The organism is Micromonospora sp. NPDC049051 (assembly GCF_043197575.1).
Lineage (GTDB): Bacteria > Actinomycetota > Actinomycetes > Mycobacteriales > Micromonosporaceae > Micromonospora.
The window spans coordinates 20,489-41,854 of record NZ_JBICTL010000009.1; the positions used below are offsets into that span (position 1 = coordinate 20,489).

Here is a 21,366-nt window from a genome sequence, read left to right on the forward strand (position 1 = left end):
TGTGGACGTTACCCCGGAGGGCCCCGAGCCGCGCGCGGCGTCGATCGTGCTGGAGGGCATCCACAAGCGTTACCCCGACGGCACCGAGGCCGTACGCGAGCTGAGCCTGGACATCGCCGCCGGCGAGCTGGCCGTGCTGATCGGACCGTCGGGCTGCGGCAAGTCCACCGTGCTCCGGATGGTGAACCGCCTCATCGAGCCGACCGGCGGCCGGATCCTGCTCGGCGGCGAGGACGTCACCCGGGTGGACCCGGTCCGGCTGCGCCGCCGGATCGGCTACGTGATCCAGAACGTCGGCCTCTTCCCGCACCAGACGGTCAGCGCCAACGTCGCCACCGTGCCCCGGCTGCTCGGCTGGCCGCGCCAGCGCAGCCGCCGCCGCGTCGACGAACTGCTGGAGCTGGTCGGGCTCGACCCGGCCACCTTCGGCCGCCGCTACCCGCACGAGCTCTCCGGCGGGCAGCGGCAGCGGGTCGGAGTGGCCCGGGCGCTGGCCGCCGACCCCGTCGTGCTGCTGATGGACGAGCCCTTCTCGGCCGTCGACCCGATCGTGCGTACCCGGTTGCAGGAGGAGTTCCTCCGGTTGCAGGCCGAGGTACGCAAGACCATCGTGCTCGTCACCCACGACCTGGACGAGGCGGTCCGGCTCGGCGACCGGATCGCGGTGCTCTCCGAGGGCGGGCGGCTGGAGCAGTACGACACCCCCGCCGCCGTGCTCGGCGCGCCCGCCACACCCTTCGTGCGGGAGTTCGTGGGCGCCGACCGGGGCATCCGCCGGCTGGCGGTGACCCCGGTCACCGGCGAGTCCGTCGAACCGCTGCCGGAGACCGGGGTGGCCGAGCTGCCGACGATGCCGCTCGGCGGCTCGGCGTACGACGCCCTGGGGGTGCTGCTGACCTCGGCCGCCGACCGGGTCGTGGTGACCGACGAAGGGCGGCCCGTCGGCGTGCTCAGCCGGGCGCGGCTGCTCGAACTGGGCGGGCCCGGACGCTGAGGGGCGGCGGGTTCAGGCGCGTCCGCCGAGGCTGGCCGCGCCGATGACCCAACCGGAGAGGAAGCCGTAGGTCGCGCCGGCGCCGCCCGCCTGGATCGCCGTGAGCAGCGACGGTTCCGGGCCGAGGAAGGCGGCGAGCAGCGAGGCGAAGCCGCCGGCCAGGACGTACGCGGCCCAGCCGGAGAAGAACTGCGTCCCCGACCCCTGCACACGGGCCACCTGCGAGGTGGGCAGCAGATAGAGGAAGAGTGCCGCGAGGATGACCAGCAGGACGGCCCGCAGGTTCGCCACGAGCAGGCCGCCGGTCGCCCCGTCGCCGTTGAAGTGCCACGCCGGCCAGGAGAGCAGTTGCAGGTACCAGCCGCCCGCGGAGTTCGGGTCGGTGCCGGCGGCCCAGCCGACGTACGCCGGACTGCCGCACACGGCCACCAGCAGGAGCGCCGCGAGCGCCCCCGTGCCCGCCGCCGTCCCGTAGCGACCGCCCGTCCGCGACGGGTTGGTGAGCGCCATGATCGGCTCAGTTCCCGGCGGACCGCGGAGGGCAAACCTGCCCGGGGCCGTCGGTCGACGTCACCGGCGCGGGTGCTTCATCAGGTAGTCGATGAACGCGGCGCGCAGCAGCGGCGCCGACTCCTCGTAGCCGTGCCCGGTCAGCTCCCGCCACAGGGCCGCGGCCTCGTCGATCGTCGGGCCGACGGAGTTGGGCGCGCCGTCGAGGGCGGCGGCCTCGTCCGCGTTCGGCAGGTGCCGCAGCACGGACCAGAAGAAGCGCACGTCGCGATGCTCCCGGGCGACCGCGAACGCCCGCTCCCGCAGCTCCTCAGTGGACAGCGCGTCGAGTTCCTCGAACGACGGGCCGGCCGAGGTCGATGGTGTGTCGGTCATTCCGCGAGCCTAACCGCCGAGATCACTCCCGGCCCGGTGGACGCGGCACGGCTCACCGGTCGCCGCCGTCCCACCGGCGCGGGCCGCTCTCCCAGCCGGGGTCGCGCCAGGGGTCCACGGGGCTCTCCGGGGACCGCCTCGGCACGGCGGGGGGCCAGTCGCCCACCGGGTCCGCGGATGGCGCCGTCCAGCCCACGCCGAACCGCCCGTCCCCGGAGAACACCGGCTCCGCCGCACCGGTCGCCGGCCGTCCGTACGTCTCGACCAGCCGGGTGACCAGCAGCCCGACGCCGATCGCCGCCGCGCCGACCGCCCACCGGCTCACCGTCCAGCCCCGGGCCCGCGCGTACGCGAGGAGGACCGTGACCAGGCAGACCGCCAGCAGCGTGCCGAAGACGCCGCCGCGCCGGCCGAAGGCGCTGGTGCCGGCGAGCAGCGCCAGGCCGACCGCGAGCACCGTCCAGTCGAGCCCGGGGTTCGGCGCGACCGGGGCGATGTCCCGGCTGGCGACGAGCATGCCGGCCAGCGCGGCCAGCACCGTGGAGCCGACGAGCGCGCCGGTGGTGACCACCGCCGCCACCGCGCCCCGGCGGCGGGCCGGGTCCACGACCGGACGGAACCGGCCGACCACCCGCCGGACGGCCCGCACCGAACCGAAGAGGCCGCCGAGCACCGCGACGGCCGCGAACCCGACGAAGAGGTACAGCGCAGCGCGCTCCGGGTCGTAGTCGCCCTGCGGCAGGACCGCCGCGGAGCGCCGCTGGATGTACACGATCACTCCGGCGGCGGCGGCGAGGGACGCGGCCCAGCCGGGAACGTGCAGCACCACCACGACCAGCGCCAGGGCGAGCCCGCCCAGCGCGGCGACCAGCAGGGCCGGGCCGGCGGCGGCGCTGACGCCCCGGTCGCCCTGCTCGGCCACGTGCAGCGCGGCGGCGACCGCGACGGGGCCGACGGCCAGGTTCACCGCGGCGGTACGCAGGGTCAGCCCCGCGGCCAGCGCCAGCAGCCCGAGCACGACCACGTCGAGGAGCAGGGAACGCAGCCCGTCGCCGCGCAGCGCGGCCGGGTCCTCCGCCCAGAGCAGATACGTGAGGAGACCCAGCCCGGCCAGGAGCAGCAGCTCCCAGACGACGTGGACGCCGAACCGGTCGCGGCCGGGCTCGCCGTGCGCGGGGTCGTCGAAGACGTTCTCCAGGACCGAGGCGGGGATGCCGGACGAGGGCTCGGGGGACGGTTCACGCCCCGGTTCGTCGTACCGCATGACGCCGCCTCCCACGTGGCCACCCCAGGCCCGACGCGCCGGCGGACCGGGGCGGCGTTGCTCTCGGTCGCAGGCACGGTACCCGCGCGGGAGGCCGGGCGTAACCCCTCGGAATCAGCGCGCGCCGGGGCGGCCCTCCCGGCCGCCGGGCTCGCGGTCCTCGTCGTCCTCCTGCTCCGGAACCCGGCAGGAACGCTCCAGCCAGAGCGCCGCCGCTACCAACGCCAGGGCGGCGAGCAGCCCGGCGCCGGCGATCGGCCGGTCGCCCATCGCGGCGTCGGTGCGCTCCACGAAGAGCCAGCCGGTCAGCCCGGCGTAGAACCCGGCGAAGATCGCGCCGGCCAGCGCGGAGGCCTTCGCCAACACCACGAACCGGGCCACCAGCAGGGCGTTCACCGGTTCGCGGCCCGGCCTGCGCTCGATGCGCCCCCTGGTGTTGATTGCGGCGTACGCCTCCAGCACGGCCAGCGCGGCGAGCGTGACCACCGGCAGCCAGGGCAGTTCCGGCAGGTAGTCGTAGTAGAGGGTGCTGATCAGCAACCAGGCCACGGCGGCGGCCCCGAGGCCGGCCACCAGCAGGGTGGAGATGCGGGTGGGACCCATCCGGGACCGCTCCGGGCCTGCTCCGCCCGGTCCTGGGGACTGCGCCTGCGTCATGCCGGCCGGCTCCACTGGGTCATGCCGTCGACTCTATCGCCAGATCCGGCCGGGGGCGCAGATCCAGCGCGTCCTCGGCCACCGGAGCGGTGTTGAGCAGGTCGGTCAGCCAACCGTGCCCGGGCAGCCGCCCGTACGGCTGGAGGTCGATCCACGGCCGCAGCACGAAGGCCCGCAGGTGGGCCCGAGGGTGCGGCAGGATCAGCTCGGGGTCGTCACTGAGCACCGGCTCGTCGCCGTCGCTCCACACGGCGATGACGTCCACGTCCAGGGTCCGTGGCCCGAACCGCCGCTGCGGGTCGCGGGTCCGCCCGGCGGCACGCTCCGCCGCCCGGGCCCGCTCCAGCCAGTCGTACGGGCCCGCGGCCGGGTCCTCGGCGAGCAGCACGGCGTTGAGGTACGCGGGCTGGTCCGTGTCCCCCCACGGTGGAGTCTCGTAGACACCGGAGACCAGCAGCACGCTGTCGCCGAACGCGGCGACGGCACCGCGCAGGTGGGCCAGCCGGTCGCCGAGGTTGCTGCCCAGGGAGAGCACGGCGCGGGTCACCGGTCGCGCCGCCGCGTCATCGTGACGGCCACGTCGGTGAAGGCGTGCGGGACGGGCGCCTCCGGCTTGTGCACGGTGATCGTGGCGACCTCGACCCGGGGATCGGCCAGGCAGACGGCCAGCAGCCGGTCGGCGAGGGTCTCGATCAGGTTGACCGGCTCGGCGGTCACCACCGCCACCAACCGCTCGGCCAGTTCGCCGTAGTGGACGGTGTCGCCCACCTCGTCCGAGCTGGCGGCCGGGGCGAGGTCCATCTCCAGCACGGCGTCGACGACGAAGTCCTGCCCCTGCTCGCGCTCGAAGTCGTACACCCCGTGCCGCCCGTGCGCCCGCAGGCCGGTCAGCTGGATCCGGTCGGTCATCGGTCTCCTCCGTGCTCGCGGGTGAGGTCCGCCCCGACCGCGCCCCGGGTTCCTCCGGTGGCGGCGGGGGCCAGGATCGGGTCGGCTGCGGGGGCCAGGCGGGGCGCGCCGGTGGCCTGCCAGACGGCGAGGGCGTCCACGGTCGCCCGGACGTCGTGCACGCGTACGCCCCAGGCACCGGCCGCCACCGCGAGCAGGCTGGTGGCGACGGTGGCCACGTCGCGGCCGTCCGTGGGGCGGGGGGTGCCGTCGGGACCGGCCAGCAGCCGCCCCAGGTACGACTTGCGGCTGGACCCGAAGAGCAGCGGGAAACCGAGGCTCAGCAACTCGGGCAGGCGGGTGCTCAGCTCCCAGTTGTGCGCGGCCGTCTTGGCGAAGCCCAGCCCCGGGTCGACGACGATGCGGTCGGCGTCGACCCCGGCCCGCAGCGCCTCGTCGACGCGGCGGCCCAGCTCGTCGCGTACCTCGGCGACCACGTCGGCGTAGCGGGCCAGCTCCCCCATCTGTCGGGAGTGGCCCCGCCAGTGCATGAGCACCCAGGGGCAGCCGGCGTCCGAGACCACCCGGGCCATGTCGGGGTCGGCGAGGCCGCCGGAGACGTCGTTGACCACGGCCGCACCGGCGGCGAGGGCCGCCTCGGCGACCCGCGCGCGGGTGGTGTCGATGCTGACGGGCACACCGGCGGCGGCCAACTCCCGGATGACGGGGACCACCCGGGTCGTCTCGGTCTGCGCGTCGACGCGGTCGGAGCCGGGCCGGGTGGACTCGCCGCCGACGTCCACCAGGTGGGCGCCGTCGGCCCGCAGCCGGACGCCGTGTCCGACGGCGGCGTCGAGGTCGGCGTACCGTCCGCCGTCGGAGAAGGAGTCGGGCGTGACGTTGAGGACGCCCATCACCACCGGGGCCGAGGCCCGTACCAGATCGGTCACGGCTAGACGGTACCGGTCGCCTGGACCGCTCCGGGCGGGCCGGGTCGAGGGCGATGACATGCGGATTCGAACGGGTGTACGATCGGTCGTCCGGGGCGGATCGGGCAGACTCTTCGCGGCTTGTCGCAAACAGTGGGTGCCCGTACGCTTTGGAACTGCCCGGCATCGAGATGGCGAAGCTTGGAGGGAGGGCCGAAGCGGGAAAATCCGCCCAAAACTCGCCACCCTCGGTGGTGGGTGACGTACGCAGGGTCGCCGACGCTGCGCAGGGAGCACCGTTCCCGCCAGGCATGCCTACTGCACCACCGCGCGCCGCCGGCCGCGACTTGGGGAGGTTCCAGTGATCGCCATCGAGCTGATGGAGACGGCGACGTCCGCCGCCACCCACACGCTCTCCGCCCTGGCGTCGACTCCACTCGCCGAGCCCGCGCCCAAAGGCATCGACACCGAGGGTGTCGTCACGTTCTTCGCCAGCAAGATCGCACCGATCCTGCTGGCCGTGCTGGGCGTCATCTTCATCGGGCGGGCCAGCCGGGGTGAGATCTCCAAGGTCCTCACCAGCTCGGCGATCGCGATCGTCGGGCTCGCCTTCATCGCCGGAGCCGCCACACTCTTCTTCATCGGCGACTACCTGATCGACCTGATCTTCGAATAGGCGCGGGCACGAGATGCGGCTGCGCACCGACGACGACATCTACCGGGCTCGCCTGGTCTACCTCGGGCCGCCCGGCTACACCCTTCCCGTCCACCTGCCGTACGCCCAGTACGGGCTGTTCATGCTGCTCGTTCCCCTCTACATGTTCATCCACTGGCTGTTCACGTTGCAGGTCGAGCTCTTCCCGGCCTGGGAGATCGCGCTCGCCATCGTGAGCACCTCGTTCATCTTCCGGTACGTCGACCCGGACCGGCCCGCGCGCATGGTGATCCGCACCGCGCTGACGGACTGGCGGCGGACCCGGGAGCCGGCCGCGGAGCAGCGGGATCCCCGCCTGGTCGGCAGTCGGATCAGGATCCGGGAGGAACTGGCATGACCGGTCGCACCCCGACCAGGCAGTCGAACGACGCGGATGAGGCGGTCGCATGAATCGCAGTTCCACGCCGGGTTCCCCGGCAGGGCGTCCGGCCGTCCCGCACGGTAACCGTGCGCGGTCGTTCGACTACGTGGATGATCCCGAGGCGGACGAGGTCGCCCTCGACCCGGCCCTGGTGACGTCACCCGGGCACGGCGGCGTGGGCGTCTTCCAGGCACCCCGTCCGGCACCACGCCGGACGCCGCCGGCCGAGCCGCAGCCCGCCGCCAGCGACAGCGCAGACATCGACTCGCCCTTCCTCGACCTGTTCGGCGGTACGCGCCCCGGCGCGCCCCGACCGGCGGCACCCCCACAGCGGAGCAGCGGGCGGGAACACCCCGCCGCCCCGCCGCAACCGGCCGCCCCGGCGGCGCTCCCGCCGGTACCCACCCCGCCGCCCGTACGGGCAGGCCACCGGGCCGACCGGGGCCACCCGGGCGACGCCACCGACCGGACGCCCGCCCAGGCGGCACCGACCGTCGACCAGCTTCCGGCCACCCACGAGCCGCCCACCCGGCCGGCCAGGTCCCGGGTGCCCCACCAGCCCGGGGACCGGCTGCCGACGACCCGCCCACCGGCGCAGGACACGACGGCCGCCCCGACGGCACCGCCGCCGGCCCACGCCGTATCCCCCGGGCCGGCGCCACTCGCCCCGACCGGGCCGGAACCGGCCGCCCCGCTGGCGTCCCGCCCCGGCGGGGAGCGCCAGCCGGAGCGGGCCGGCCGGGAGGTCGCTGCGCCACGGCAGCGCTCCGCCGGCCGGCGCGGCCAGCCCACCAAGCCCGTCCGGGTCAAGCCACCGAAGATCAAGTTCGGCGACCGGGATCCGGCGGTCGAGCTGGCCATCACCGAGATCGCCGGCCACCTGACCTTCACCCCCAACACCGTCACCGCCTGGTACTGGCTGCCCGAGGTGCGCTGGGCGTTCCGGCCGGACGCGGAACGGGAGGCGCTGCTCTCGGCGATCTCCGAGCAGTACGCCGGGCTGGCCGGCTTCCGGCTGCACCTGCGACGCACCACCCGGCCCTTCCCGGCCGACGAGTGGGCCCGCACCGTCGACGCGCACACCGCCGCGCCGCTACCCGACGTCCCCGGCACCGCCAGCTGGGGCGACCACCTGGTCGCCGCGCAGCGGCACCTGCTCTCGGTCAACCATGCCGAGGGGCAGACCTACCTCGGCGTCACCTTCGCCCGGCGGTCCCTCGGCGACTCGCTCAGCGAGCGGGTGCTGCGCACCTTCGGCCGCGGCGTGGCCGAGGGCGAGCGCCGCAAGCTCGGCCGCACCGTCGAGCAGTTCGACGAGGTGCTGGGCGCGTTCGGCATGCGCGGCCGGCGGGTCACCGCACAGGAGCTGGAGTGGCTGCTCTACCGCTCGGTGGCGCTGTGCATGGCGCCGCCCGGGGAGCTGTCCCCGCTCACCGACGGGCGCTGGGAACGCGGGGACCTGCTCGCCCTCACCGAGCAGGTCGAGCGCTACCGCACCCCGTACGGCTCCACGGTGAAGCTGGTCAACCGGATGACCGGCGAGGAACGACACGTCGCCGTGCTGGCGGTCGGCCGGATGGAGCCGCTGGAGATCCCCGAGCGACACGAGCCCTGGCTGCACTTCCACGAGCGGCTGCCGTGGCCGATGGAGCTCTCCACCCGCGTCGACATCCTCGGCTCGGGCGACTCCTTCCGTAACCTCGAACACCGGCTGCGGATGATCCGCTCCCAGCAGCTCGACTACGCCGAGCACGGCATCGACGCCCCGCCCGAGCTGGAGCGGCTCGCCAAGCGCGCCCTGGTGATCGGTGACGAGATGACGACCGGGCTGCCGGTCGACTCCGCCCGCGCGCACGGCTGGCACCGGATCGCCGTCGGCGGCCGCAACCGCGAGGAGTGCCTGGAGCGGGCCCGCCGGCTTATCCAGCTCTACTCCCGCGAGCTGCGGATCTCGCTGCAACACCCCAAGAACCAGGACTGGCTGGCCCGCGAGTTCATCCCCGGCGAACCCATCGCCAACACCGGCTACGTCCGGCGGATGCCGGTCAACCTGCTCGCCGCCGCGCTCCCCCAGGCCGCCTCCACCGTCGGCGACCGGCGCGGCGACCTGATCGGGCGCACCGCCGGCACCTGCCGCCGGCCGGTCTTCCTCGACCTGCACTTCCCGATGGAGGTACGCGAACGCTCCGGGCTCGCCGTCTTCGTCGCCGAACCGGGCGGCGGCAAGTCGACCCTGCTCGGCGCGCTCGGCTACCTCGCGGCCCGACGCGGGGTGCAGGTGACGCTGCTCGACCCGTCCGGCCCGCTCGCCCGGCTCTGCGCCATGCCGGAACTGCGGCCGTACGCGCGCGTGCTGAACCTGACCGGCTCCGAGCACGGCACCCTGGCCCCGTACTCGCTCATCCCGACGCCGCTGCGCAGCGAGTTCGGCACCGGGGCCTCGGGGGACCGCGAGTTCGAGATCGCGGTCTCCAACGCCCGCGCCGAGCGGCGGATGCTGGTGCAGGACATCTGCATGATGCTGGTGCCCCCGCAGGTCGCCCGGGAGGCGTCCACCGCGACCCTCTTCCGGCACGCCGTACGCCAGGTGCCGGCGGAGGAGACGTCGACCCTGGACGACGTGGTCGCCTGCCTCAGCCAGGTCGACGACGACGCCGGCAGGGAACTGGCCAACCTGCTGTTGGACACCGCCGAGATGCCGCTGGCCATGCTCTTCTTCGGCCGGCCGCCGGAGGGACTGCTGGGCGCGGACGCCGCGCTCACGGTGATCACCATGGCCGGGCTGCGACTGCCCGACCTGAAGATCGAGCGCGAATACTGGTCCGCCGAGGAGTCGCTGGCCCTGCCGATGCTGCACACCGCGCACCGGCTCGCCGTACGCCGCTGTTACGGCGGCTCGATGTCGTCGCGCAAGCTGGTCGGGCTGGACGAGGCGCACTTCATGGAAGGGTGGCGCTCCGGACGGTCGTTCCTGGTCCGGCTCGCGCGCGACTCCCGCAAGTGGAACCTCGCCGCGCTGGTGGCCTCCCAGAACCCGAAGGACATCCTCGGCCTCGACGTGCAGAACCTGGTCTCCACCGTCTTCGTGGGCCGGATCGCCGAGGACGCGGAGATCGCCTCCGAAGCGCTCCGGCTGCTGCGGGTGCCGGTCGACGACGGCTACGAGGCCACGTTGGCCTCCCTCTCCGCCGCCGACGCCACCAGCGCGACCCGGCTCGGCTTCCGGGAGTTCGTGATGCGGGACGTCGACGGCAGAGTGCAGAAGGTCCGGGTCGACGTCTCGTACGTCGACGGGCTGCTGGACCACCTCGACACCACCCCCGCCGCGATCGCCGCGGCGGCCGGGGTACTGCCGGCAATCCTGCCGAACATGGAGGCGTGACATGGCGCGGGCCCGGGCACGGTTGGCGGCGTTCCTGCTCGCGCTCGGCGTACTCGCCGGGGCCACGATCGGCTGGCCGGCCGTCGGCGCCACGGCAGCCGGCCCCGCCCCGCTGACGGCCCAGGCGAAGGCCGACCTCTGCACCACCCCGGAGTGGCAGGCCGACTTCCGCGCCTGCGTCGCCAAGCTCAAGGAAGTCGCCGAGGACGACGTCAAGTGCCGGAACGCCCCGACCCCCGGTGCGCCCGACTCCGGGCTCGCCGGTTGGTTCGCGTCACGACCGGAATCGGCCACGAAGCCGGGCCCGAAGGGTTTCTACAGCGACTACGGCTACGCCGGATACAGCTACTCCACGTACGACGTCGACAGCGGTTGCGCGACGGCGGTGCTGCACCCCGACTACAAGTTCACCAACACCGTGGCCAACGGCGAGTTCATGATCGCCACGGCGATCGTGGGCGCCTCGAACGCCCTGCGCGAACGCGCCTGGGATCCGCGCTCGATGTGGGGCTGGGCCGACCCGCTGGTGGACCAGGCGACGAAGGCCGTCTACCAGAAGGTGTTCAGCGTCTTCGGCATCGTCACTCTCTGCGTGGTCGGTCTGTACCTGCTCTGGCGCTCCCGCCAGTCCGACATGAGCAACGCGATGACCACGGCAGGCTGGGCCCTGCTGGTGATGGTGGCGGTGACCGCCCTGGCCGCCTGGCCGGTCAAGTCGGCCAACATCGCCGACGGCACCCTCGTCACCACGCTTGGCGTGGTACACGACGCGGTGGGTCCGGCCACCAAGGACACCCCTCCAAGCCAGTGCGACGATCCGAATCCGGAGGCGTGCAAGGACAACCGGCCCCCTGCGGTACGGGCCAGTGACACCGCGACCGAGGCGATGCTCTACCGCAACTGGCTGCGGGGCGTGCTCGGCTCCGCCGACAGCGAGACCGCGAAGAAGTACGGACCCGCCCTCTACGACGCGAAGGCGCTCTCCTGGGAGGAAGCGGCGAAGCTCCGGTCGAATCCGGCCACGCGCGAGGCCACCATCAAGGCGAAGCAGCAGCAGTGGGCGCGGGTCGCACAACAGATCGAGACCGAGGACCCGGAGGCGTACGAGTATCTCCAGGGCGTCCGGGACATGGACCGGGTCGGTGCCGGTTTCATCGCGGTGCTGGCCGCCGTGCTCTTCGCCATGTTCGACCTGACCGCCTCGCTGCTGGTGCTGCTGGGCTTCCTGATCTTCCGCTGGGCGGTGATCGCCGCGCCGATCCTCGGCACGGTGGGCCTGATGCGTCCGGCCAGCGCCGGCTTGCGGCGGTTGGCCAACGCGGTGGTCGCCGCCGTCTTCAACATCGCCATCTTCGGCACCGGGGCCGCCATCTATCTCTTCGCGGTCGACCTCATCATGAGCACCCCCACCCTGCCCGGCTGGCTCCAGGTGGTGCTGGTCTGGCTCTGCGGTGTGGTCGGTTGGCTGCTGCTACGCCCCTACCGGCGGATCACCCAACTCGGCGGCAAGGACAGCAGCGAGGCGGTCAGTTCGGCCGGCTCGTGGCACCGACGCTTCTTCCGGGACATGCGTACCGCTGCCCGGCTCGACGTCGCGGAACCCGGTGGCACGGCCGAGCCGGCGATGGGCCGGCGTCGTGGCGTCGTGGCGCAGCAGCCCACCCTTCGGCCCGAGGCCCGGCGGGAGGATCCGGCGCACGCCGCCACCCGTGGTGGGCAAGCCACCGCCCCCAGTAGCCAGGATCGGCAGCGCCCCGACGGCCGCGAGCAGGCCGCCGACGACGCCGCGCCGTCCGAGGACCGGCGCACCTCCCGCCCGGCCGCGCCCCGACCCCGGCGGCGGCAGCCCGCCACGTGGACGGAGCCGGATGTGCCGGACGAGAGCCCCTCGTTCGCCATCTACCGTCCCGGGTCTGCGGAACGCACGCCTGACCGGTCCGCTCCCCGGATCCGCTCCGAGGCCCGGTGAGTGCGGTGCGGCGAGCGATCGAATTTCTCGTCACCCGGGTACTCCGATCCCGGCTCGGCATCGCGATCGGCATCGCCGTACTCGTGTTCGGGATCATCGGAGCGGCGCGGCTGGTCTCCGGGCCCGGCGATTCCACCTCCGGGCTCAGCAACCGCCCCGACCGACCGATCACCACCGTCGCCCCGACCGCCGGTGACGACGGGGCGTTCTCGACGGGTGCTCCGCCTTCCCCGGTCACCCGCCCTGGCGAACTCACACCGGAGCAGACGGCCGCGCGCTTCGTCACCGCCTGGCTCGGCAAGCCGGGCATCACGGCGGAACGGTGGCAGGAGGACCTGCGTCCCCTGTCGACCCCGGCGCTGACCGACAAGCTGGCCGGCGTGGACCCGTCGGGGGTGCCGGCCGGGCAGGTGAACGGCGACGTCACGCTCCGGCCCCGAGCGGAGAACTTCGTCGAGGTGCTGGTTCCGCTGGACACGGGACGGCTCCGCCTCGAACTGGTGGCACCCGACGGTCGGTGGCTGGTGGACGCGGTGGACTGGGAGCAGGCATGAGCGACGAGGTACGCCCCCGCCGTCGACGACTCCGACTCGGCGCACTGGCCGCCGGATTGACGGCGACGCTCGCTCTGCTCTGCTGCACCGGCGGCGCGGGTGCCTTCTTCCTCACGGAACTCGGTGGAGAGTCCGCAGACCTCATGACAGCGGTCAGCATGGACTGCAAGGAGGACTACCGGGTCGATGTTCGCGGCAAGATACCCCGGATGTCGGGATACGGTCAGGTTCAGCTCCGCAACGCCGCCCGGATCATCAAGGTCGGGCAGGAGATGAAGGTTCCGCCACGGGGCTGGGTGATCGCCGTGGCAACCGCCATGCAGGAGTCCCGACTGCGCAACCTCGCGAACCGGACCGTCGGCGAGTCCGAGGACCTGCCCAACGAGGGCGTCGGTGCCGACCACGACTCCGTCGGTCTCTTCCAGCAACGCGCGAGTTGGGGCACGGTGGCGCAGCGGATGACGCCCGAGTACGCGGCCCGGAAGTTCTACGAGAAACTCGTCCAGGTGCCCGGCTGGGAGACGATGTCGCTGACCAGAGCAGCGCAGGCCGTGCAGATCAGCGCCTTCCCGGACGCGTACGCCAAGCACGAGGACGTGGCCGCGCAGATCGTCAACGCGCTGGCTGGCGGGGCGGCCCGGATCGCGTTGATCGATGGCGAGCGGAAGTGCGACGACGCCGAGAAGGGACAAATCGCGGCCTCGGGATGGACCGCTCCCATCCCGGGCGGCGTCGGTTCGGGATTCCGCACCACGAGCCGGCCCGGGCACAACGGGGTCGACATCGCCGCGCCGAAGGGCACGGACATCCGGGTCGCTGCCACCGGGCGGGTCCTGGTGTCGCGCTGCGACCCGGACAACAGGGGCCGGCGCACCTGCAACGTCGACGGCTGGCCGGACAAGGGCGGCTGCGGCTGGTTCGTCGACGTCCTGCACGCTGGCGGCTTCATCACCCGCTACTGCCACATGGTCAGCAGGCCCAGTGTCAGGGTCGGCCAACTCGTCGAGGCCGGTACGGTCATCGGCCAGGTGGGCAGCAGTGGCAACTCCTCGGGCCCGCACCTGCACTTCGAGGTGCACGAGGACGGGGACAGAAGCAGCCGGGGCGCCATCAACCCGGTGCCGTTCATGCGATCGCGTGGCGCGCCGCTCAAGGGCGTGGGATGAGACGCTCGCCGTCATGAACGAGCCACTTCCCGACCCGTTCGCCGACCACCCGGACTGGGCGCCCAGGCCACCCCGACCGATCGAGATCATGCCGGCCACCGGCCGCGTCGAACTCCGCGGGCAACGCGTGCTGGTCGGCCTGCCCGGACACGGTTGGCGCGGCGACCTTCGCGCCGACGACCGGGTGGTGCAGGGCAGTCGGACCTACGTGCCGGTGATTCCTGAGCACGAGTGGTACCGGGCGGAGTCCGACCAGGTGGAGGTCTTCGCCCCGTTGGTCCCCGTGGAGCGCGTCTGGGTGGAGACGGTGGGGACACGGCCGGGCGACTCAGCGGAACGTGAGACGGGCGTCCGCCTGGTGTCCCTGGACGCCCCGACGCACCGTATGCCGACCCCGGTCTTCGAGTCGGACGCCGTCGCAGGACGGCGCGTGGTACATGTCGTGGATTCCGTGGAACACCGGGATCTGCGAGCCGTCACCGAGACCTACTCCGGCGCGGATGGCGACATCTGCGTCCGGGTGACGCCGGAGGTGGACTGGTACCGCTGGGCCTGGCGAGGCCAGTCACCAACCACACTGGAGGTCCCGGTCCATCTCCTCTGGATCGAGTGAACTCAGGCAGCCCTAGAGCCACTGCAGACCCGCCACCCCTCGCTTCCTTCCAGCACATTGAACACCCAGTCCTCGCGCCTGCTGCTGCGAGGCTGGCCGTTGGCTGAGCCGGAGATGGTAAGCGTCGTGGCAACCGACTCGCCGTCGCTCGTCTCGGTTCGGGTGAGCGGCCCCCAACTGACCCTGACCACAACGCCAAAGTTGGCCTCACGCTGCTCGATCTCGCTGCGCAATGCGGCAACCGCAGTCCGGTCGCCGTTTCCATCGCACGTGAAGAGGTTTGCGCGGGTGTCGTTGCGGTCCACGAGGAACGCACGGAGGTAGTTGTCCACCACCACGTCGGGCGCGCTCCGGTCAGGTGTCGCGGCCCGGTTGTAGAGCACGTATCCGGCGGCCACCCCGCCGAGGCAGAGTGCCACGACGAGGCTCGTGACCACCGTGAGCAAGGTGCGCAGCCGCCGCCGTGGCCGCTCCGGTGCCGGGGCCGGCGAAGGCGGCGCCAGGTGATCGGAGGGAGGCCGTTGCGCCGGTACGCGGGAGACCTGGGAACCGGCGGGGGGCTGCACTGATTCCACCCCCTGAGGCTAGCGGCTGGACGCGGCAGACCCAATGCCTCAGATCCAGCGGATCGTGACGGACCACTGCCCATCGGTGAGATCCACGACATCCCCGGCGCAGTGCCGCCGCGCATCCCGGACGAGTCGGCTCGGCTGGGTTACGGTCTCTGCGCGGGGAGGGGTTGCCGACCTCGGGCAGAGGGGGTGGACGCGGTGGCCGGTCCGAAGGGACGTACGAACCGCGCCGCCGCACTGCACAGGCGGGCCGCAGCCACCGCGACCGCCGCCGCGAGCGTCCTCGACGACACCCGGCCCGCCCCCGCCGACCAGCGCCGCCAGTACGAGTTGGCCGACCGCCTCCGGTCCGCGGCGGCGGTGCTGGCCCCCGGCTGGGCGGGCGCTCCCCTGGAGGCGACGGCACCGACCACACCGGCCGGTGAGGGTCCGCCCCCCTTCGTCCGGGTCGGGACGGCGGCGCCGCTGGACGACGCCCGGTTTCCCGCGCTGGTGCCGTTGCTCGGCACGGGTCACCTCACGATGGACGTCGACGCCCGGGATCCCCGGGTGGCGGGACTGCTGCGGAGCGTACTGCTGCGGTTGCTGGCGGCGACCCCGGCCGGGGCGCTGCTGGTCCGCGCGGTGGACGCCACCGGCACGGCCCTCGCGCCGTTCGCGCCGCTCGCGGACGCGGGGCTGCTGCCACCCCCGGCGCTGGACGTGACGGGTCTGCGGGCCGTGCTCACGGAGGCCGAGCAGTGGGTCACCCCCGGCACGAGCGGGCGTCGCCGGCACGACCGGACGCTGCTGCTGGTGATCGCCGCGCTGCCCGAGTCGACCGGACCAACCGATCTGGCCCGGATCGAGACCCTGGCGGAGCCGGGCCGGTCCGCCGGCCTGCACCTCGTCGTGGCGGGCTGGCCGCCGGCGGACGTCCGGGAGCCGCTGCCGTGGGCGACGACCCTGGCGGTCCGCACGGCGTACGCGCTGCTGGGTGATCCGCCGGGCGGGGCGTTCGCCGGCCCGGGCGCCGATCCTCCGGGCGGGCTCAACTCGCCGGTCTTCATCGAGGCGGACCCGCCGACCGAACTCGTCGACGCGGTCTGCCGGCGGCTGGCCGACCAGGTGGAGGCGGGTTCCCGGCTCACGCTGACCGATCTGTTGCCGTCGGCCGACGAGGAGTTGTGGACGACGAGCGGCGTGGGTGGGCTGAGCACGACCGTCGGGGATGCCGGGGGCCGTCCGGTGTCGCTCGGCTTCACGGAGCTGACGCCGCACTGGCTGGTCAGCGGCCGTTCGGGCGCGGGCCGCTCCACCTTCCTCACGTCCGCGCTGCTCGGCCTGACCGCCCGCTACGGCCCCGACGAGCTGGTCCTCTACCTGGCGGATCTCGCCGACGCGGAGTCCTTCGTGGAGTTCCTCCAGACCGAGCGGGACCGGTCGTGGATCCCGCAGGTGCGGGCCGCCGCGATGGCCGCCGACCGGGAGTACGTGCTGAGTCTGCTCGACGAGCTGTCGGCGGAGGTGCGGCGACGCGAGGAGGCGGGTGCCCGGGCCGGTGGCCAGCGCTTCGCCGAGCTGCGACAGCACCGGCCCATGCCCCGGGTCGTCTGCGTGCTCGACAACCTCCCGCTGCTCTTCGCCGAGCGCGACCGGCTGGCCGCCGACGCCGCCGCACGGCTGGACGGGTTGGCCCGCACGGGCCGCGCGTACGGGGTGCACCTGGTGCTGGCCGGCGAGGGCGACCTGGGGTTGGGCTCGCGTACGGACCGGGACTCGGTGCTGGGGCAGTTCCCGGTGCGGGTGGCGCTGCCTGGCGGGAGCTCCGTGCTGGAGCCGACGAACGACTCGGCCGCCGGGCTGCCGGTGGGCAGCGCGGTGGTGAACACCGCCGGCGGGCTCGGTGGGCCCCGGGGCGCGATCCGGGGGCACGAACGGATGGTCCGGTTCCCGGACCCGCAGGACCATCCCGACACGGTGGAGGAGCTGCGGCACCGACTCTGGTCGGCCCGCCCGGAGGGGGCCACCCCGCCGGTGGTCTTCGCCGGCTACGCTCGCCCGCTGCTGCGCAACGATCCCCGGTACCGGGCCGCGCTGGCCGGGCAGGCGCCCGGCCCCGCGGCCCTGCTGGGCCGGGCTGTGGACGTGCCCCGCAGCACCGTCTCGGTGTCGCTCGGGCCGGCCCCGGGGCGGAACCTGGCCGTGCTCGGCCCCGGGCCGGAGGCGATCCGGTTGCTGGCCACCGCGGCTCGCAGCGTGGCGGCGCACCACCCGCCGGGGAGCGCCCGCTTCGTGCTCGCCGCGCCGGACGAGGACTGCCGGTCGGTGGCCGAGGCGTTGGCGGCCGACTTGGCCGGGCGGCACCCGGTGGAGAGCGTGGACCTCGCCGGCCTGCTCGCCGCCATGGACGACGCCGTGCCCGCCTACCTGGTCGTCTTCGGACTGGACGTGCCGACGCCCGAGCAGTTGCCCCCTGAGCGGCTGCGCACGCTCCTGCGGGAGGGACCGCCCGCCGGCCGGCACCTGCTGGGCCGCTGGCGGACGGTGCCGTCGTTCGCGGCGCTGCTGGAGCCCGAGGGCGAGGTGGACAAGCTCGCCGCCGTGGCCGTGGTGGACCTGCCGGGCGCGCAGCTCGCGTCGGTCTTCGGCCGTCAGGTGCAGTGGCGGCCCCGCCCCGGCCGGGCGGTGCTCTGGGACGGCCCCGGCGGGCAGGGCACCGTGCTGGTCCCGTTCGCCGAGGAGGAGCCGGTATGAGCCGCGTCGGGACCCCGCACACGACCGGGCGCGTCGCGCCGGGGCGGCAACGTTCCGGTGCCGGTCCGACAGCGGTCGAGGCCGTGGCGGCCGACGGGGAGCGCACCGGCGGGGCCGGGCCGGCGGGATCCGTCGGGGGCGTCGACGCCGTGTCCGTCGCCTGGACCGAGTATCTCGCCGCCGCCCGGCAGCTCGACGGGGTGCGCCGCGACGCGGCCACCGCCGCGGGCGAGCAGGCCCGGTCGGTGCAGGCCGCCCGCGAGGAGTTGACCGCCGTACGGACCCGGCTGGCGGCGCAGGAGGTTCTCCTGCGCGAGCGGGGCGTACCGCCGATCTCCCTGGTCCCGACGCCGCCGGAGGTGACCGAGGCGACCCGGGCGATGGCGGGCGGGCCGGCGGCGGTGCTGGCCGCGCTGCGCGCTGCCCGGGGCCGGGCGGACGCCGCGGACGCGACGCTCTCCGCACGTGGGCTGCCCCGGATGGCCGCCTGGCCGCCGCGCCTGCGGAACCTGCTGGTGTACGGGCCGTTGGCGCTGCTGGTGCCGGCGATCCAGGTGCTGTTGTTCGTGGCGACCGGCACCGGGGCGGCGAGCGTGGCCGCGCTGGTCTGCGGGCTGCCGATGCCGGCGGTGGCGTTCGCGGCGGGCTGGATCGGCATCGGGCGGCTCTTCCCGCCGCCGGAGGGCGGACGGGTGGAGCGCACGACCCGGCTCGGGGCGCTGGTGTGCCTGGTCCCGGCGGTGCTGGTCAGCGCGGGCCTGCTGCACGCGATGCTGACCGGCTGACCGGTCGACGGGTCAGCCGGTCGGTAGGGAGGTGACCTGGCCGGTCAGCGGGGGATGATCAGCGCCATCGCTTCGGCGCGCGACTTGGCGTCGCGCTGGAGGGTGCCCCGCACGGCCGACGTGATGGTCTTGGCGCCCGACTTCTGGATGCCGCGCATCGCCATGCACATGTGCTCGCACTCGAGCACCACCACCACGCCGCGCGGCGCGAGCCGTTCCATCAGCAGGTCGGCGATCTGGGAGGTGAGCCGCTCCTGCACCTGCGGCCGGCGGGCGAAGACCTCGACCAGCCGGGCCAGCTTGGACAGGCCCGTGATCCGGCCGTCCGGCCCCGGGATGTAGCCGATGTGGGCGCTGCCCCGGAACGGCAGCAGGTGGTGCTCGCAGAGGCTCATCACGTCGATGTCCCGGACGAGCACCAACTCCTCGTGGTTGGCCTCGAAGGTGGTGCTGAGCACCTGGGCCGGGTCGACCCGGAGGCCGGCGAAGAGTTCGGCGTACGCGCGAGCGACCCGGGCCGGGGTCTGCTGGAGCCCGTCGCGGTCCGGGTCCTCCCCGACGGCGATCAGGATCTCGCGGACCGCCTTCTCGATCCGCCCGAGGTCCATGGTCTCCTCGACGGGCCGACCGGTGAGCTTGCCGCTGATCAGGCGCGCGGCGACGTAGTCGAGGGTGTCGTCGCCGTCCGGCTCGGTTGCGGAGACGGCCAGTCCCCGGTGGTCCCGGGAACTGGCCGTCGGGTCGGTGCTCAGTGCGTACCGTCCGAGTTGTTGGAGTTGTTCGGGCTGCCGCCGCCCACCGTCGCCTCGGCGCCGTCGGCCTGGGCCTGCACCTTCAGCGCGTCCTTCTCCGCCGGCGTGAGCACCGGCGGCTCGGTGGAGGGCTGGCGCTTGCCGAAGCCGTTGTACGGCGCCATCGGCGGCCGCTTGGCCACCCGGGCGCAGATCCGGGCCATGTCGGCGGTGGAGAGGGTCTCCTTCTCCATCAGCTCCAGCACGATGTTGTCCAGGACGTCCCGGTATTCCACCAGGATCTCCCAGGCCTCGTCGTGGGCCAGCTCGATGAGCGCCCGCATCTCGCCGTCGATCTCGGCGGCGACGGCGTCGGAGTAGTCCCGCTCGTGGCCCATGTTGCGGCCGAGGAACGGCTCGTCGCCGCTGGTGCCGTACTTGATCGCGCCGAGCTTGGAGCTCATGCCGTACTGGGTGATCATCGCACGGGCCAGCTGGGTGGCCTTCTCGATGTCGTTGCCGGCGCCGGTGGTCGGCTCGTGGAAGACCAGCTCCTCGGCGGCCCGGCCACCCAGCGCGTACGCCAGGGTGTCGACCATCTCGGCGCGAGTCTGGGTGTACTTGTCCTCGGTGGGCAGGACCAGGGTGTGGCCCAGCGACCGCCCGCGGGACAGGATCGTCACCTTGTGCACCGGCGCGGCGTGCGGCAGCGCCCAGGCGACCAGCGCGTGCCCACCCTCGTGGTACGCGGTGATCTTCTTCTCCTGGTCGCTCATCACCCGGGTACGGCGCTGCGGACCGGCGATCACCCGGTCGATCGACTCCTCCAGGGAGTCGTTCGTGATCGCCCGCTGGTCCTTACGCGCGGTGAGCAGCGCGGACTCGTTGATCACGTTGGCCAGGTCGGCGCCGCTGAAGCCCGGGGTGCGCCGGGCCACCGCGTCGAGGTCGACGTCGGGGGTGAACGGCTTGCCCTTGGCGTGCACCCGCAGGATCGCCTTGCGGCCCTCCATGTCGGGGGCGTCCACCGGGATCTGCCGGTCGAACCGGCCCGGGCGCAGCAGCGCCGGGTCGAGGATGTCCGGCCGGTTGGTGGCGGCGATCAGGATGACCCCGCCCTTGGTGTCGAAGCCGTCCATCTCGACGAGCAGCTGGTTGAGGGTCTGCTCGCGCTCGTCGTGACCGCCGCCCATGCCGGCGCCGCGGTGGCGGCCGACGGCGTCGATCTCGTCGACGAAGACGATGGCCGGGGCGTTCGCCTTGGCCTGCTCGAAGAGGTCGCGGACCCGGCTGGCGCCGACGCCGACGAACATCTCCACGAAGTCCGAACCGGAGATCGAGTAGAACGGCACCCCGGCCTCGCCGGCGACGGCGCGGGCCAGCAGCGTCTTACCGGTGCCGGGCGGGCCGAAGAGCAGGACGCCCTTCGGGATCTTGGCGCCCAGGGCCTGGTACTTCGCCGGGTTCTGCAGGAAGTCCTTGATCTCGTGCAGCTCCTCGACGGCCTCCTCGGCGCCGGCCACGTCCGCGAACGTGGTCTTCGGCGTGTCCTTGGTGATCATCTTCGCCTTGGACTTGCCGAAGTTGAGCACCCGGGAGCCGCCGCCCTGCATCTGCGACATGAAGAAGAGCAGCAGGAGCACCAGCAGGGCGATCGGGAGCAGGTTGACCAGCAGGCTCACCCAGATGCTGTCGGACGACACCTCGACGTTGGCCGGGCCGGTGACCCGGTTGTTCGCCTTGGCCTCGAGGACCTCGTTCCAGACCTGGCCGCCGACCTCGTAGGGGAACTGCGCCTCGATCCGGTCGGTGTCGGTGTCACCGAACTTGGTCTTGTCCTTCAGGTCGAGCCGGAGCGTCTGCTCCTTGTCCTGGAAGACGACCTTCTCGATGCCGCCCTTGTTGAGCTGGTCGAGCGCAACGGAAGTGTCCACCTTGTGGTAGCTGGGACCAGCGGTGAACAGTTGACTGAGCACAACGGCGCCGAGGATGACCAGGATGATCCAGACCACCGGTCGGCGGAAGAAACGCGTACGTTCCATGCTGTTGTCGAGCGCCGAGGCGCCCGCATCCTCCTGATCGACGTCCTGACCGTCTGATGGTGTCGCCGCCTGCGGCGGCGGCCGGAGCCGCCGTGCGGGCCGGCTCGACCCCGAGGCGCGAAC

At 73.4% G+C, this 21,366-nt stretch carries 20 protein-coding genes; 10 read left to right on the forward strand and 10 right to left on the reverse strand.

The window, feature by feature from the left end; genetic code table 11:
• Position 1 precedes the first annotated feature (1 nt).
• A complete protein-coding gene (locus ACGFIR_RS28185) occupies positions 2-994 on the forward strand; it encodes an ABC transporter ATP-binding protein (RefSeq protein WP_392997977.1) in 993 nt (330 codons plus the stop codon).
• Between the two features lie 12 nt (positions 995-1,006).
• Here ACGFIR_RS28185 and ACGFIR_RS28190 read toward each other — a convergent pair whose 3' ends face one another.
• From ACGFIR_RS28190 to folP, 7 genes are all read right to left on the reverse strand, one after another.
• Positions 1,007-1,504 (reverse strand): hypothetical protein, encoded by a 498-nt coding sequence (locus tag ACGFIR_RS28190; RefSeq protein WP_393148205.1) that lies wholly within the window; start codon positions 1,502-1,504, stop codon positions 1,007-1,009.
• Positions 1,505-1,564: 60 nt separating this feature from the next.
• Positions 1,565-1,879 carry a hypothetical protein gene (locus ACGFIR_RS28195; protein ID WP_392997975.1) on the reverse strand — a complete coding sequence of 105 codons (315 nt, stop codon included), beginning with the start codon at positions 1,877-1,879 and terminating at the stop codon, positions 1,565-1,567.
• Positions 1,880-1,931: 52 nt separating this feature from the next.
• Positions 1,932-3,143, reverse strand: coding sequence for an ABC transporter permease (locus ACGFIR_RS28200; protein ID WP_393148207.1), 1,212 nt, complete (start codon positions 3,141-3,143; stop codon positions 1,932-1,934).
• Between the two features lie 114 nt (positions 3,144-3,257).
• Complete coding sequence (locus tag ACGFIR_RS28205) at positions 3,258-3,746, reverse strand: DUF3180 domain-containing protein (protein ID WP_392997973.1); 489 nt, start codon at positions 3,744-3,746, stop codon at positions 3,258-3,260.
• Between the two features lie 73 nt (positions 3,747-3,819).
• On the reverse strand, positions 3,820-4,347 hold the full coding sequence (gene folK, locus ACGFIR_RS28210; protein WP_393148209.1) for a 2-amino-4-hydroxy-6-hydroxymethyldihydropteridine diphosphokinase: 528 nt from the start codon (positions 4,345-4,347) through the stop codon (positions 3,820-3,822).
• Positions 4,344-4,709, reverse strand: coding sequence for a dihydroneopterin aldolase (gene folB, locus ACGFIR_RS28215; RefSeq protein ID WP_393148211.1), 366 nt, complete (start codon positions 4,707-4,709; stop codon positions 4,344-4,346). The genes folK and folB overlap by 4 nt, the downstream gene beginning before the upstream one ends.
• Complete coding sequence (gene folP / locus ACGFIR_RS28220) at positions 4,706-5,638, reverse strand: dihydropteroate synthase (protein ID WP_393148213.1); 933 nt, start codon at positions 5,636-5,638, stop codon at positions 4,706-4,708. The genes folB and folP overlap by 4 nt, the downstream gene beginning before the upstream one ends.
• Positions 5,639-5,978: 340 nt before the next feature.
• Between folP and ACGFIR_RS28225 the strand changes: the two genes are divergently transcribed.
• Genes ACGFIR_RS28225 through ACGFIR_RS28255 form a run of 7 tightly spaced genes read left to right on the forward strand, consistent with a single transcriptional unit; the run spans position 5,979 to position 14,377 of the window.
• The gene (locus ACGFIR_RS28225; RefSeq protein WP_392997969.1) at positions 5,979-6,293 is read left to right on the forward strand and encodes a hypothetical protein; all 315 of its coding nucleotides are present in this window, start codon (positions 5,979-5,981) and stop codon (positions 6,291-6,293) included.
• A 13-nt stretch (positions 6,294-6,306) separates the two neighbouring features.
• Positions 6,307-6,669: a hypothetical protein gene (locus tag ACGFIR_RS28230; RefSeq protein ID WP_089003089.1), complete on the forward strand. Its 363-nt coding sequence runs from the start codon at positions 6,307-6,309 to the stop codon at positions 6,667-6,669.
• Positions 6,670-6,718: 49 nt separating this feature from the next.
• On the forward strand, positions 6,719-10,075 hold the full coding sequence (locus ACGFIR_RS28235) for an ATP-binding protein (RefSeq protein WP_393148215.1): 3,357 nt from the start codon (positions 6,719-6,721) through the stop codon (positions 10,073-10,075).
• A 1-nt stretch (position 10,076) separates the two neighbouring features.
• The gene (locus ACGFIR_RS28240) at positions 10,077-12,044 is read left to right on the forward strand and encodes an MFS transporter (protein ID WP_393148217.1); all 1,968 of its coding nucleotides are present in this window, start codon (positions 10,077-10,079) and stop codon (positions 12,042-12,044) included.
• Positions 12,041-12,598 carry a hypothetical protein gene (locus tag ACGFIR_RS28245; RefSeq protein ID WP_393148219.1) on the forward strand — a complete coding sequence of 186 codons (558 nt, stop codon included), beginning with the start codon at positions 12,041-12,043 and terminating at the stop codon, positions 12,596-12,598. The genes ACGFIR_RS28240 and ACGFIR_RS28245 overlap by 4 nt, the downstream gene beginning before the upstream one ends.
• On the forward strand, positions 12,595-13,764 hold the full coding sequence (locus tag ACGFIR_RS28250; protein ID WP_393148221.1) for a M23 family metallopeptidase: 1,170 nt from the start codon (positions 12,595-12,597) through the stop codon (positions 13,762-13,764). The genes ACGFIR_RS28245 and ACGFIR_RS28250 overlap by 4 nt, the downstream gene beginning before the upstream one ends.
• Before the next feature lie 13 nt (positions 13,765-13,777).
• Positions 13,778-14,377 carry a hypothetical protein gene (locus ACGFIR_RS28255; protein WP_393148223.1) on the forward strand — a complete coding sequence of 200 codons (600 nt, stop codon included), beginning with the start codon at positions 13,778-13,780 and terminating at the stop codon, positions 14,375-14,377.
• 2 nt (positions 14,378-14,379) lie between these two features.
• Here the strand turns inward: ACGFIR_RS28255 and ACGFIR_RS28260 are convergent, their stop codons facing one another.
• Positions 14,380-14,943, reverse strand: coding sequence for a hypothetical protein (locus tag ACGFIR_RS28260; protein ID WP_393148363.1), 564 nt, complete (start codon positions 14,941-14,943; stop codon positions 14,380-14,382).
• Between the two features lie 195 nt (positions 14,944-15,138).
• Here ACGFIR_RS28260 and ACGFIR_RS28265 point away from each other — a divergent pair, with 195 nt between their 5' ends.
• Both ACGFIR_RS28265 and ACGFIR_RS28270 read left to right on the forward strand, forming a co-directional pair.
• Positions 15,139-17,685: an FtsK/SpoIIIE domain-containing protein gene (locus tag ACGFIR_RS28265; RefSeq protein ID WP_393148225.1), complete on the forward strand. Its 2,547-nt coding sequence runs from the start codon at positions 15,139-15,141 to the stop codon at positions 17,683-17,685.
• Entirely contained in the window at positions 17,682-18,470 is a 789-nt protein-coding gene (locus ACGFIR_RS28270) for a hypothetical protein (RefSeq protein WP_393148227.1), read from the forward strand. Before ACGFIR_RS28265 ends, ACGFIR_RS28270 begins: the two co-directional genes overlap by 4 nt.
• A gap of 44 nt (positions 18,471-18,514) precedes the next feature.
• Here ACGFIR_RS28270 and folE read toward each other — a convergent pair whose 3' ends face one another.
• Positions 18,515-19,180, reverse strand: coding sequence for a GTP cyclohydrolase I FolE (gene folE / locus ACGFIR_RS28275; RefSeq protein ID WP_121401600.1), 666 nt, complete (start codon positions 19,178-19,180; stop codon positions 18,515-18,517).
• A gap of 38 nt (positions 19,181-19,218) precedes the next feature.
• A complete protein-coding gene (ftsH, locus tag ACGFIR_RS28280) occupies positions 19,219-21,243 on the reverse strand; it encodes an ATP-dependent zinc metalloprotease FtsH (RefSeq protein WP_392997961.1) in 2,025 nt (674 codons plus the stop codon).
• Positions 21,244-21,366 lie beyond the last annotated feature (123 nt).